The 12313-nt window shown below is 64.7% G+C and carries 12 protein-coding genes; 9 read left to right on the top strand and 3 right to left on the bottom strand.

The genetic code is table 11. From position 1 onward, the window contains the following. Window positions 1–50: 50 nt before the first annotated feature. The 6 genes from hslU (at window position 51) to E6B08_RS28045 (ending at window position 7095) form a co-directional block, all read left to right on the top strand. Window positions 51–1394, top strand: coding sequence for an ATP-dependent protease ATPase subunit HslU (gene hslU, locus E6B08_RS28020; protein ID WP_136916939.1), 1344 nt, complete (start codon window positions 51–53; stop codon window positions 1392–1394). 153 nt (window positions 1395–1547) lie between these two features. After that, window positions 1548–1925 (top strand): gamma-butyrobetaine hydroxylase-like domain-containing protein, encoded by a 378-nt coding sequence (locus E6B08_RS28025; RefSeq protein ID WP_136916940.1) that lies wholly within the window; start codon window positions 1548–1550, stop codon window positions 1923–1925. 229 nt (window positions 1926–2154) lie between these two features. Further along, window positions 2155–3834, top strand: a complete 1680-nt coding sequence (gene phaC, locus E6B08_RS28030; protein WP_136916941.1) for a class II poly(R)-hydroxyalkanoic acid synthase — start codon at window positions 2155–2157, stop codon at window positions 3832–3834. 60 nt (window positions 3835–3894) lie between these two features. Further along, complete coding sequence (gene phaZ / locus E6B08_RS28035) at window positions 3895–4746, top strand: poly(3-hydroxyalkanoate) depolymerase (protein WP_136916942.1); 852 nt, start codon at window positions 3895–3897, stop codon at window positions 4744–4746. A 38-nt stretch (window positions 4747–4784) separates the two neighbouring features. Then, complete coding sequence (gene phaC / locus E6B08_RS28040) at window positions 4785–6467, top strand: class II poly(R)-hydroxyalkanoic acid synthase (RefSeq protein WP_136916943.1); 1683 nt, start codon at window positions 4785–4787, stop codon at window positions 6465–6467. Window positions 6468–6480: 13 nt separating this feature from the next. Then, window positions 6481–7095 carry a TetR/AcrR family transcriptional regulator gene (locus E6B08_RS28045; RefSeq protein ID WP_136916944.1) on the top strand — a complete coding sequence of 205 codons (615 nt, stop codon included), beginning with the start codon at window positions 6481–6483 and terminating at the stop codon, window positions 7093–7095. A gap of 436 nt (window positions 7096–7531) precedes the next feature. Here the strand turns inward: E6B08_RS28045 and E6B08_RS28050 are convergent, their stop codons facing one another. The 3 genes from E6B08_RS28050 to E6B08_RS28060 all read right to left on the bottom strand — a co-directional run bounded on the left by E6B08_RS28050 (window position 7532) and on the right by E6B08_RS28060 (window position 9156). Further along, on the bottom strand, window positions 7532–8344 hold the full coding sequence (locus tag E6B08_RS28050) for a phasin family protein (RefSeq protein ID WP_136916945.1): 813 nt from the start codon (window positions 8342–8344) through the stop codon (window positions 7532–7534). A 10-nt stretch (window positions 8345–8354) separates the two neighbouring features. Continuing rightward, window positions 8355–8774, bottom strand: a complete 420-nt coding sequence (locus E6B08_RS28055) for a phasin family protein (RefSeq protein ID WP_136916946.1) — start codon at window positions 8772–8774, stop codon at window positions 8355–8357. Between the two features lie 106 nt (window positions 8775–8880). After that, window positions 8881–9156 carry a polyhydroxyalkanoic acid system family protein gene (locus tag E6B08_RS28060; protein ID WP_136916947.1) on the bottom strand — a complete coding sequence of 92 codons (276 nt, stop codon included), beginning with the start codon at window positions 9154–9156 and terminating at the stop codon, window positions 8881–8883. Window positions 9157–9282: 126 nt separating this feature from the next. Here E6B08_RS28060 and ubiE point away from each other — a divergent pair, with 126 nt between their 5' ends. Genes ubiE through ubiB form a run of 3 tightly spaced genes read left to right on the top strand, consistent with a single transcriptional unit; the run spans window position 9283 to window position 12292 of the window. Then, a complete protein-coding gene (gene ubiE / locus E6B08_RS28065; RefSeq protein WP_136916948.1) occupies window positions 9283–10053 on the top strand; it encodes a bifunctional demethylmenaquinone methyltransferase/2-methoxy-6-polyprenyl-1,4-benzoquinol methylase UbiE in 771 nt (256 codons plus the stop codon). Then, window positions 10053–10676, top strand: a complete 624-nt coding sequence (locus tag E6B08_RS28070) for a ubiquinone biosynthesis accessory factor UbiJ (RefSeq protein WP_136916949.1) — start codon at window positions 10053–10055, stop codon at window positions 10674–10676. Before ubiE ends, E6B08_RS28070 begins: the two co-directional genes overlap by 1 nt. Beyond that, window positions 10673–12292 carry a ubiquinone biosynthesis regulatory protein kinase UbiB gene (gene ubiB / locus E6B08_RS28075; RefSeq protein WP_136916950.1) on the top strand — a complete coding sequence of 540 codons (1620 nt, stop codon included), beginning with the start codon at window positions 10673–10675 and terminating at the stop codon, window positions 12290–12292. Before E6B08_RS28070 ends, ubiB begins: the two co-directional genes overlap by 4 nt. The last annotated feature ends 21 nt before the right edge of the window (window positions 12293–12313 follow it).

The following is a 12313-nucleotide window of genomic DNA, read 5'->3' on the forward strand; positions in this document are numbered from 1 at the left end:
GCCGCGGGACTTTTCCACGCTGAATACTCTGCTCGAGGACCATTTTCATCATGTCCATGACCCCCCGCGAGATCGTCCACGAACTCAACCGTCACATCATCGGCCAGGATGACGCCAAGCGCGCCGTCGCCATTGCCCTGCGCAACCGCTGGCGGCGCATGCAGCTGCCGGTCGAGCTGCGTGCCGAGGTCACCCCCAAGAACATCCTGATGATCGGCCCTACCGGCGTCGGCAAGACCGAGATCGCCCGTCGCCTGGCCAAGCTGGCCAATGCGCCGTTCCTCAAGGTCGAGGCGACCAAGTTCACCGAAGTGGGCTACGTTGGCCGCGACGTCGAGTCGATCATCCGCGACCTGGCCGATGCCGCGCTGAAGATGCTCCGCGAGCAGGAGATCGTCCGCGTGCGTCACCGCGCCGAAGACGCCGCCGAAGACCGCATCCTCGACGCCCTGCTGCCGCAGGCGCGGGTCACCAGCTTCAGCGAGGAAGCGGCGCAGACCAGCAGCGACTCCAACACCCGCCAGCTGTTCCGCAAGCGCCTGCGCGAAGGCCAACTGGATGACAAGGAAATCGAGATCGAAGTCGCCGACAGCGTTGGCGTGGAGATCGCCGCGCCGCCTGGCATGGAAGAGATGACCAACCAGCTGCAAAGCCTGTTCGCCAATATGGGCAAGGGCAAGCGCAAGGCGCGCAAGCTCAAGGTCAAGGACGCGCTGAAGATGGTCCGCGACGAAGAAGCCAGCCGCCTGGTCAACGACGAAGAGCTCAAGGCCAAGGCCCTGGAAGCGGTCGAGCAGCATGGCATCGTGTTCATCGACGAGATCGACAAGGTGGCCAAGCGTGGCAACGTCGGTGGCGCCGATGTGTCCCGCGAGGGCGTCCAGCGTGACCTGCTGCCGCTCATCGAAGGCTGCACCGTCAACACCAAGCTGGGCATGGTCAAGACCGACCACATTCTGTTCATCGCTTCCGGCGCGTTCCACCTGAGCAAGCCGAGCGACCTGGTGCCGGAGCTGCAGGGCCGCCTGCCGATTCGTGTCGAGCTCAAGGCCCTGACCCCGGAAGACTTCGAGCGCATCCTGCAAGAGCCGCACGCCTCGCTGACCGAGCAGTACCAGGCCTTGCTCAAGACCGAGGGTCTGAATATCGAGTTCGCCGAGGATGGCATCAAGCGCCTGGCCGAAATCGCCTACCAGGTCAATGAAAAGACCGAGAACATCGGTGCCCGCCGCCTGCACACCCTGCTCGAGCGTTTGCTCGAAGAGGTGTCGTTCAGTGCCGGTGACCTGGCCAGCGCCCACGACGAAGCACCGATCCGCATCGATGCCGCCTACGTGAACAGCCACCTGGGTGAGCTGGCGCAGAACGAAGACCTGTCGCGCTATATCCTGTAAGACCGCACGGGCCGCTCCCACAAGTCCAGCGTTGTAATGGCAGTGTGGGAGCGGCCTTGTGTCGCGACAGGGCTGCGCAGCAGCCCCAATGCCCTTGAATCCCTCCCCCATAAGCTGGAAGCTTGCGCTATCAGCTCAGAAGAGATTCAGACCATGGCCCGCCTGCCCACCGCCATCAACCTGCACAAAGCCTCGAAAACCCTCACCCTCACCTATGCCCCCGGCGAGGTCTACCACCTGCCCGCCGAATTCCTGCGCGTGCACTCTCCCTCCGCCGAGGTCCAGGGCCACGGCAATCCGATCCTGCAATACGGCAAGCTCAACGTCGGCCTCAGCGGCCTGGAGCCAGCCGGCCAGTACGCACTCAAGCTGACCTTCGACGATGGCCACGACAGCGGCCTGTTCACCTGGGAATATCTTGAGCAATTGTGCCTGCGCCAGGAGCAGCTCTGGGCCGACTACCTCGAAGAACTACACAAGGCCGGAAAGGCCCGCGACCCGGCGGAGTCAGTGGTCAAGCTGATGCTCTGACACAGGCCCTGCAAAGTTAGAGCGCATTTTCTAATGCCATTTGTTTGAATGCCTTACAGACAGGCTGTCTTGCGCATTCGAGCAAAGTCGGGTAACCAATGGAGCTGGAAATTACCTGCCGCCCTTTCCAGGGCCCTCAGTAACACCGCTGTTTCTTATCACTGGTCACCCGAGTAGCAGTACCGGGCACAGCAACCGGTACTCGTCTCAGGACAACGGAGCGTCGTAGATGAGTAACAAGAACAACGATGAGTTGCAGCGGCAGGCCTCGGCGAACACCCTGGGGCTGAACCCGATCATCGGCATCCGCCGCAAGGACCTGCTGAGCTCGGCGCGTACCGTGCTGCGCCAGGCCGTGCGCCAGCCCCTGCTGAGCGCCAAGCACGTGGCGCATTTCGGCCTGGAGTTGAAGAACGTGCTGCTGGGCAAGTCCAGCCTGCAGCCTGCCGGCGACGACCGCCGCTTCAGCGACCCGGCCTGGACCAACAATCCCCTGTACCGCCGCTACCTGCAGACCTACCTGGCCTGGCGCAAGGAGCTGCACGACTGGATCGGCAACAGCGACCTGCCGCCCCAGGACATCAGCCGAGGCCAGTTCGTCATCAACCTGATGACCGAGGCCATGGCACCGACCAACACCCTGTCCAACCCCGCTGCGGTCAAGCGCTTCTTCGAGACCGGCGGCAAGAGCCTGCTCGATGGCCTGTCCAACCTGGCCAAGGACCTGGTCAACAACGGCGGCATGCCGAGCCAGGTGAACATGGATGCCTTCGAGGTCGGCAAGAACCTTGGCACCAGCGAAGGCGCCGTGGTGTACCGCAACGACGTGCTGGAGCTGATCCAGTACCGGCCGATCACCGAGCAGGTGCATGCGCGGCCGTTGCTGGTGGTGCCGCCGCAGATCAACAAGTTCTATGTCTTCGACCTGAGCCCGGAGAAGAGCCTCACGCGCTTCTGCCTGCGCTCCAGCCAGCAGACCTTCATGATCAGCTGGCGCAACCCGACCAAGGCCCAGCGCGAGTGGGGCCTGTCGACCTACATCGACGCGCTCAAGGAAGCGGTCGATGCGGTGCTGGCAATTACCGGCAGCAACGACCTGAACATCCTCGGCGCCTGCTCCGGCGGCATCACCTGCACCGCGCTGGTCGGCCACTACGCGGCTATCGGCGAGAACAAGGTCAATGCCCTGACCCTGCTGGTGAGCGTACTCGACACCACCATCGACAACGAAGTCGCGCTGTTCGTCGACGAGCAGACCCTGGAAGCGGCCAAGCGCCATTCCTACCAGGCCGGCGTGCTCGAAGGCAGCGACATGGCCAAGGTCTTCGCCTGGATGCGGCCCAACGACCTGATCTGGAACTACTGGGTGAACAACTACCTGCTGGGCAACGAGCCGCCGGTGTTCGATATTCTGTTCTGGAACAACGACACCACGCGCCTGCCCGCCGCGTTCCACGGCGACCTGATCGAGATGTTCAAGAGCAACCCGCTGACCCGCGCCAACGCGCTGGAAGTGTGCGGCACCGCGATCGACCTGAAGCAGGTGCAATGCGATATCTATAGCGTGGCCGGGAGCAACGACCATATCACTCCATGGCCATCGTGCTATCGCTCGGCGCACCTGTTCGGCGGCAAGATCGAGTTCGTGCTGTCCAACAGCGGGCACATCCAGAGCATCCTCAATCCACCGGGCAACCCCAAGGCTCGCTTCATGACCGGCGTCGACCGCCCAGGAGATCCGTTGGCCTGGCAGGAGAACGCGGTCAAGCACGTCGACTCCTGGTGGCTGCACTGGCAGACCTGGCTGGGCGAGCGCGCTGGCGAACTGAAAAAAGCCCCCACGCGCCTGGGTAACAGGGCCTATACCGCTGCCGAGGCAGCGCCAGGGACCTACGTCCACGAACGTTGAGCGGTACCATCGTGGTGCCCTCGGGCACCACGGCGCTTTACCTAACACAGAGTCACATGCATGCCGCAACCCTATGTATTCAGGACCGTCGAGCTGGATGACCAATCCATTCGCACCGCTGTCCGCCCTGGCAAGCCACACCTGACGCCGCTGCTGATCTTCAACGGCATCGGCGCCAACCTGGAGTTGGTGTTCCCCTTCATCGAGGCGCTGGACCCGGACCTGGAGGTCATCGCCTTCGACGTGCCGGGCGTCGGCGGCTCATCCACCCCACGCCATCCCTATCGCTTTCCCGGCCTGGCCAAGCTCACCGCACGCATGCTCGACTACCTCGACTATGGCCAGGTCGATGTCGTGGGGGTGTCCTGGGGCGGAGCGCTGGCCCAGCAATTCGCCCACGACTATCCCGAACGCTGCAAGAAACTGGTGCTGGCAGCCACCGCTGCCGGTGCGTTCATGGTGCCGGGCAAGCCCAAGGTGCTGTGGATGATGGCCAGCCCGCGGCGCTACGTTCAGCCCTCCCATGTGATCCGCATCGCGCCGCTGATCTACGGCGGCGCCTTTCGACGCGACCCGGACCTGGCCCTGCACCATGCGGCCAAGGTCCGCTCGGGCGGCAAGATGGGCTACTACTGGCAGCTGTTCGCAGGCCTGGGCTGGACCAGCATCCACTGGCTGCACAAGATCCATCAGCCAACCCTGATACTCGCTGGCGACGACGACCCGCTGATCCCACTGATCAACATGCGCCTGCTGGCCTGGCGAATTCCCAATGCCCAGCTACATATTATCGACGACGGCCATTTGTTCCTGATCACCCGCGCCGAGGCCGTCGCACCGATCATCATGAAGTTCCTCCAGCAAGAACGTCAGCGCGCGGTGATGCACCCGCGCCCTGCTTCCGGTGGGTAGGCCCGCAAGCAGAACGGGGAAGACGAAGGAGTGTTGCCATGAAAGACAAACCGGCCAAAGGAACGCCAACGCTTCCCGCCATCCAGATGAACGTGCACAACGCCATGGTCGGCCTGCGCGGCCGTGACCTGCTGTCGACCTTGCGCCACGTGGGTCGCCACGGGCTGCGCAACCCGCTGCACACCGCGCGCCACCTGCTCGCCCTGGGTGGCCAGCTGGGCAAGGTGATGCTCGGTGACACACCGCTGCAGCCCAACCCTCGCGACGCCCGTTTCAGCGACCCGACCTGGACGCAGAACCCCTTCTACCGCCGCAGTCTGCAGGCCTACCTCGCCTGGCAGCGCCAGACCCGCCTGTGGATCGAGGAAAGCCAGCTCGACGCCGACGATCGAGCCCGGGTGCACTTTCTCTTCAACCTGCTCAACGACGCCCTGGCGCCCAGCAACTCGCTGCTCAATCCCCTGGCGGTCAAGGAACTGTTCAATACCGGCGGCCAGAGCCTGGTACGCGGCGTGGCCCAGTTGATCGACGACCTGCGCCACAACGACGGCCTGCCACGCCAGGTCGACGAGCGCGCCTTCGAGGTGGGCGGCAACCTCGCTGCCACGCCGGGGGCGGTGGTGTACCGCAACGAACTGCTCGAGCTGATCCAGTACCTGCCGATGAGCGAGAAGCAGCACGCCCGGCCGCTGCTGGTGATACCGCCGCAGATCAACAAGTTTTACATCTTCGACCTGAGCTCGACCAACAGCTTCGTCCAGTACATGCTCAAGAACGGCCTGCAGGTGTTCATGGTGAGCTGGCGCAACCCGGAGCCGCGCCACCGCGAATGGGGGCTGTCGAGCTACGTCGAGGCCCTCGAGCAGGCCCTCAACGCCTGCCGCAGCATCAGTGGCAACCGCGATCCCAACCTGATGGGCGCCTGCGCCGGTGGCCTGACCATGGCCGCGCTGCAGGGGCACCTGCAAGCCAAGCACCAGTTGCGCCGGGTACGCAGTGCCACCTACCTGGTCAGCTTGCTCGACAGCCAGTTCGAGAGCCCCGCCAGCCTGTTCGCCGACGAGCAGACCGTCGAGGCGGCCAAGCGCCGCTCCTACCAACGCGGGGTGCTCGATGGCGCCGAGGTGGCGCGGATCTTCGCCTGGATGCGGCCCAACGACCTGATCTGGCACTACTGGGTCAACAACTACCTGCTCGGCAAGACGCCGCCGGCCTTCGACATCCTCTACTGGAACGCCGACAACACCCGCCTGCCCGCTGCCCTGCATGGCGACCTGCTGGACTTCTTCAAGCACAACCCATTGACCCACGCCGCAGGCCTGGAAGTGTGCGGCACGCCCATCGACCTGGGCCAGGTCACCCTGGACAGCTTCACCGTGGCTGGCAGCAACGACCACATCACCCCGTGGGACGCGGTGTATCGCTCGGCCTTGTTGCTCGGCGGCGAACGGCGCTTCGTGCTGGCCAACAGCGGGCACATCCAGAGCATCATCAATCCGCCGGGCAACCCCAAGGCCTATTACCTCGACAACGCCAAACTGCCGAGCGATCCCCGCGCCTGGTTCCACGATGCCGTACGCCGCGAGGGCAGTTGGTGGCCACTGTGGCTGGAATGGATCACGGCACGCTCCGGCGCGCTCAAGGCGCCGCGCACCGAACTGGGCAACGCGGCCTACCCGACGCTAGGCCCGGCGCCTGGCAGCTACGTACGCGCGCGATGAGCAACGCACACGGATGAAGACCCGCGACCGAATCCTCGACTGCGCCCTGCAGCTGTTCAACCAGCAGGGCGAACCCAACATCTCGACCCTGGAGATCGCCAACGAGCTGGGCATCAGCCCCGGCAACCTGTACTACCACTTCCACGGCAAAGAGCCGCTGGTGCTGGGCCTGTTCGAGCGCTTCGAGGAGGCGCTGCTACCCCTGCTCGATCCGCCGCTGGAGGTGCGCCTGGATGCCGAGGATTACTGGCTGCTCCTGCACCTGATCGTCGAGCGCATGGCGCAGTACCGGTTTCTCTTCCAGGACCTGTCCAACCTGACCGGGCGCCTGCCCAAGCTGGCGCGGGGCATGCGCAACCTGATCAACGCCCTCAAGCGTACGCTCGCGGCGCTGCTGGCCAGCCTCAAGGGCCAGGGGCAGGTGGTCAGCGAGACCCAGGCGTTGGGGCAGTTGGTGGAACAGATCAGCCTGACGCTGCTGTTCTCACTGGACTACCAGCGCGTGCTGGGGCGTGAGGGAGATGTGGGGATCGTGGTGTACCAGGTGATGATGCTGGTGGCGCCGCATCTGCAGGCACCGGCGCGGGAGGCGGCGGAGCAGTTGGCGCAGCGGTATCTGGAGGGGTAGGTCTGCGACTTCGCGGTGCGCCCTTCGCGGGCAAGCCCGCTCCCACAGGTACACCACCGCCCCAGAGAACGGTGGAGTACCTGTGGGAGCGGCCTTGCCCCGCGAAAGGCCCGACGCGATATCAGGCCTGGGTAGCAGCGCTTTCTCCCACAGTTACACCACCATTCTCTGGGCTGGCGGAATACCTGTGGGAGCGGGCTTGCCCCGCGAAGGGCCCAACGCGATATCAGACCTGGGTAGCAGCGCTTTCTCCCACAGTTACACCACCATTCTCTGGGCTGGCGGAATACCTGTGGGAGCGGGCTTGCCCCGCGAAGGGCCCAACGCAATATCAGACCTGGGTAGCAGCGCTTTCTCCCACAGGTACACCACCGTTCTCTGGGCTGGTGGAGTACCTGTGGGAGCGGGCTTGCCCCGCGAAAGGCCCGACGCGATATCAGGCCTGGGTAGCAGCGCTTTCTGGCGCTGCGCTTGGCGCAGGTGCCGCACTGGCGACCGGCGCGGCGCTGGCCGCAGGTGCCGCCGGTTTCGCCGCAACTGGCTTGGCCGGCGCTTTTTTCACCGCAGGTTTCTTCGCCGCAGCTGGCTTGGCCGCCGGCTTGGCTGCCGCTTTAGCCGCTGGCTTGGCAGCAGCAGGCTTGGCCACAGGTTTCGCCGCTGCAGTCTTCGCCGCAGGTTTTGCCGCAGCCGTCTTCGCAGCCGGCTTCGCCGCAGCGCTTTTCGCCACAGGCTTGGCCGCAGCCGCTTTAGCCGCAGGCTTGGCCGCCGCCTTGGCCAGTGGCTTGGCCGCAGCCTTGCCGCCCGTCGGCTTGGCCGCAGCCGAACGCGACGAAATCGGCGTCACCGAGGCGCCGGTCAGCTTCTCGATCTGCTTGGTCAGGCTGTCGACCTGCTGGTGCAGGGCCTTGATCTCGTTGCGGCTCGGCACGCCCAGGCGCGAGATGGCGCTGTTCAGGCGCTTGTCGAAGGCTTCCTCGAGTTCGCTCCACTTGCCCAGTGCGCGGTCCTTGACGCCCGATACCCGCGAGGTGGTGGAAGCCTTGGCGCCTTCGGTCACGTCTTCGGCAGTTTTCTTCGCCTGCTTCTCGGCTTTCTCGCCGTCCTTCACCAGGGAGTCGAACAACTTCGAACCGTCCTGGTCGATCTTCGAATAGATACCCAGCCCCGCCAGCCAGATCTTGCGGGAGTACTTCTCGATCCCGCCGACCCAGGAGCTGCCTTCTTTATCGGTGTTCTTCTTGCCAGCCATCCTGCTCTCCTTATGGTTTGTGCGCGACGCGCTCGAGCAGCTCATGCAGCTGTTCAAGCTTGATGGACAACGCCTCAACGTCATGTTTAGACGGAATGCCGAGGCGATTCAAGGCGCGACCGACCCGTGCGTCGAACGCCCGCTCGATCTTGTCGAGCTGCAGCTCCACACGGCCAGGCACGCGGCTGATTTCATCGGTGGCTTCGTCGATCTGGTGATTGGCCGCGCCGAGCGCCTTGTCGACGCGTTTCTTGCCGCGCTTCTCGACACCTTCACCGGCCTTGACCAGTTCCTTGAAGTAATCGGAGCCTTCCTGGCCAACCCGCGCGTATGCGCCGATGCCCGCCAGCCAGATCTTGCGCGCGTAGCCGCGCACCTCGCCCAGGGTGCCTGTGGCGTCGTCCTTTTTCTTCACGTTCACGTTGGCCATGCTCATTGCCTCTTGCTCGTTCAGGGAGGGAGGATGCACCCGGGAAAGTCGGGCCTGAGCATAAGGTAGGGACGGAATTTAGAATCTTCACCCTAAGGTGCAGCGGTCACGCCAGGGCTTTGTCCAGCGCGCGCTCGATTTCGCTCTTGATGCTGCTGCCCATGATCGACAGCATCATGCCCAGCTTGAGGTCGACGCGGATGCTGTCGTCGAAGATGTGCACGCTGCCGCTGGCACCGCTGCGCGCCACATCGACGCGGTCGCCGTTCCAGGTGGCCTTGAGGTCGTATTCACGGGCCAGCTTGTCCACCAATGCCTCGGCCTTGGCGCGGGCGGCGTCGCGGCCAAGGGAATGTTTGCGTTCGACGCTGATCTGAGTCATGGGGGCGGTCCTGTACTGAAAAGACAATGGGCCCATTATGCCCGTGCCCAGCGGGCGGTACACCCCGCCAAGACAAATCCGCCGGTTCACCCTAGAATGGCGGATAATTTTTTCCGGTGAAGCGATATGAACGACCAGCGCAAAGGCGAACACGCCGAACCCACCACCCATTTCGGCTACCAGGACGTGCCGGAAAGCCAGAAGGCGAAGAAAGTCGCCGAGGTTTTCCACTCCGTGGCCGCCAAGTACGACCTCATGAACGATGTGCTGTCCGGCGGCATGCACCGCCTGTGGAAGCGCTTCACCATCGAGCTGTCGGGCGTGCGCAGCGGTAGCCGCGTACTGGACATCGCCGGCGGCACCGGCGACCTGGCGGCCAAGTTCTCGCGCCTGGTCGGCCCTACCGGGCAAGTCGTGCTCGCCGACATCAACGACTCGATGCTCAAGGTCGGCCGTGACCGCCTGCTCGACCGCGGCGTGGCCGGCAACATCGAATTCGTCCAGGCCGACGCCGAGAAGCTGCCGTTCCCGGACAACCACTTCGACTGCGTGACCATCGCCTTCGGCCTGCGCAACGTCACCCACAAGGACCAAGCCATCCGCTCGATGCTGCGGGTGCTCAAGCCGGGCGGTCGCCTGCTGGTGCTGGAGTTCTCCAAGCCGACCAACAAGCTGATGGCCAAGGCCTACGACGCCTATTCGTTCGCCTTCATGCCGCTGGCCGGCAAGCTGATCACCAACGACTCGGAAAGCTACCGTTACCTGGCCGAGTCGATCCGCATGCACCCCGACCAGGAAACCCTAAAGGCCATGATGGTCGACGCCGGCTTCGACCGCGTGACCTACCACAACATGACCAGCGGCATCGTCGCCGTGCACCGGGGAATCAAACCCTGATGCTCCTGGCCGGGCTGCTCGCCAGCGTCGAGCATGGCCTGAACCGGGTCCTGCGCATGGACAGCACCGCCCTGCCGCGGCTGGCCGCGCTGGAAGGCAAGGTCATCGAGATCGACTGCCGCCAACCGGCCCTGCAGGTGTTCATCCTGCCCGATGAAGACGGCCTGATGCTCGCGGCCCACTGGGAGGGCGAGGTCCATTGCAGCCTCAGCGCCCCTGCTGGCAGCCTGGTGCAGTTGGCCGTGGCCAAGGACAAGACCGCCGTCCTGCACAGCCCGCAGGTCGAACTGCATGGCGACAGCGCCGTGCTGCTCGACCTGTTCGGCGTGCTGCAGGACCTGGAGCTGGACTGGGAACACGAACTGCAACGCTGGCTCGGCCCGGTCGCCACTGCGCTGCTGGCCGGCCACGTGCGCCTGCGCGCGCGCTGGACCCGCCAGGGCCTGGCGCGCTTCAGCCAGAACCTCTCCGAGTACCTGGCCGAAGAGTCCCGCACCCTGGTCGGAAAACGCGAAAGCGAAGCCGCCTTCAGCGAACTCGATGCCCTCAAGCTCGATATAGAACGCCTCGAGGCGCGCCTGCAGCGCCTCTCCCGCCACCTTGATACCAGCGATAACGCATGAAGCTGCTCGCCGTCCGCCGTCTCTTTCGCATCCAGCGCGTGGTGATTCGCTACCGTCTCGATGACCTGTTGTTCGACCTGCCCCTGCCCTGGTGGCTGATGAGCCTGCGCCTGCTGATGCCCTGGCGCTGGCTGCCACGCAAGGCCTGCGAGCTGAGCCGCGGCGCACGCCTGCGCCTGGCCCTGCAGGACCTGGGGCCGATCTTCATCAAGTTCGGCCAGTTGCTGTCCACCCGCCGCGACCTCTTGCCCAACGATATCGCCGATGAGCTGATGCTGCTGCAGGACCGCGTACCGCCGTTCGACCCCAAGCAGGCCGTGGCGTTGATCGAGGCGCAACTGGGCGCAACGGTTTCGCAGGTGTTCAGCCGCTTCGATGTCGAGCCGCTGGCCTCGGCGTCGGTGGCCCAGGTACATGCCGCACGCCTGAAAAGCGGCGAAGAGGTGGTGGTCAAGGTCGTGCGTCCGGGCCTCAAGCCGGTCATCGCCCAGGACCTGGCCTGGCTGTTCCTCATCGCCAAGGCCGCCGAGCGCGCCTCGGCCGATGCCCGTCGCCTGCACCCGGTGGAAATCGTCGGCGACTACGAGAAAACCATCTACGACGAGCTCGACCTGTTGCGCGAGGCGGCCAACGCCAGCCAGTTGCGACGCAACTTCGAAGGCTCGGAGCTGATGTACGTGCCCCAGGTCTACTGGGACCTGTGCCGGCCCAAGGTCCTGGTGATGGAGCGCATCTACGGCGTGCCGGTCACCGACATGGCGACCCTGGCCGACCAGCGCACCGACATGAAGCTGCTGGCCGAGCGTGGCGTCGAGGTGTTCTTCACCCAGGTGTTCCGCGACAGCTTCTTCCATGCCGACATGCACCCGGGCAACATCTTCGTCAGCACGGTCAAGCCGTGGAGCCCGCAGTACATCGCCATCGACTGTGGCATCGTCGGCAGCCTCACCGCCGAAGACCAGGACTACCTGGCGCGCAACCTTATCGCCTTCTTCAAGCGCGACTACCGCCGCGTCGCCCAGCTGCACATCGACTCGGGCTGGGTGCCGGCGCAGACCAAGGTCAACGAATTCGAGGCGGCGATCCGCACCGTGTGCGAGCCCATCTTCGAGAAACCGCTCAAGGACATTTCCTTCGGCCAGGTCCTGATGCGCCTGTTCCAGACTGCCCGGCGCTTCAACATGGAAGTCCAGCCGCAGCTGGTGCTGCTGCAAAAGACCTTGCTCAACATCGAAGGCCTCGGTCGCCAGCTGTATCCCGACCTGGACCTGTGGAGCACCGCCAAGCCCTACCTGGAACGCTGGATGCGCGAGCGCATGAGCCCCAAGGCGGTGATCGGCAACCTGTACAGCCAGGCCGAGCAGCTGCCGCACCTGGCCGACATGACCCGCGACCTGCTCGAGCGTATGTCGCAACCCCATTTGCATGACCCACAACTGCCGGAACGCCGCCGTCAGGGCGACCGTTGGGCACTGCGCCTGCTCGGTGCCGGCCTGCTCGGTGGCGGCGCGGTGCTGGCCGCAGGCGCCGCAGAAGCCGCCAGCCTGGCCGCGCCCGCCGCATGGCCGGCCTGGCTGATGCTGGCCGCAGGCCTCTACCTGATCGTACGCCAATAGCCAGCAACGTCGCTGGCTGGC

Source organism: Pseudomonas putida, assembly GCF_005080685.1.
GTDB classification, from domain to species: Bacteria; Pseudomonadota; Gammaproteobacteria; order Pseudomonadales; family Pseudomonadaceae; genus Aquipseudomonas; species Aquipseudomonas putida_V.

Coding starts and splice junctions, on each gene's coding strand:
- hslU (WP_136916939.1), top strand. CDS start 51: ATGTCCATGACCCCCCGCGAGATCGTCCACGAACTCAACCGTCACATC.
- E6B08_RS28025 (WP_136916940.1), top strand. CDS start 1,548: ATGGCCCGCCTGCCCACCGCCATCAACCTGCACAAAGCCTCGAAAACC.
- phaC (WP_136916941.1), top strand. CDS start 2,155: ATGAGTAACAAGAACAACGATGAGTTGCAGCGGCAGGCCTCGGCGAAC.
- phaZ (WP_136916942.1), top strand. CDS start 3,895: ATGCCGCAACCCTATGTATTCAGGACCGTCGAGCTGGATGACCAATCC.
- phaC (WP_136916943.1), top strand. CDS start 4,785: ATGAAAGACAAACCGGCCAAAGGAACGCCAACGCTTCCCGCCATCCAG.
- E6B08_RS28045 (WP_136916944.1), top strand. CDS start 6,481: ATGAAGACCCGCGACCGAATCCTCGACTGCGCCCTGCAGCTGTTCAAC.
- E6B08_RS28050 (WP_136916945.1), bottom strand. CDS start 8,344: ATGGCTGGCAAGAAGAACACCGATAAAGAAGGCAGCTCCTGGGTCGGC.
- E6B08_RS28055 (WP_136916946.1), bottom strand. CDS start 8,774: ATGGCCAACGTGAACGTGAAGAAAAAGGACGACGCCACAGGCACCCTG.
- E6B08_RS28060 (WP_136916947.1), bottom strand. CDS start 9,156: ATGACTCAGATCAGCGTCGAACGCAAACATTCCCTTGGCCGCGACGCC.
- ubiE (WP_136916948.1), top strand. CDS start 9,283: ATGAACGACCAGCGCAAAGGCGAACACGCCGAACCCACCACCCATTTC.
- E6B08_RS28070 (WP_136916949.1), top strand. CDS start 10,053: ATGCTCCTGGCCGGGCTGCTCGCCAGCGTCGAGCATGGCCTGAACCGG.
- ubiB (WP_136916950.1), top strand. CDS start 10,673: ATGAAGCTGCTCGCCGTCCGCCGTCTCTTTCGCATCCAGCGCGTGGTG.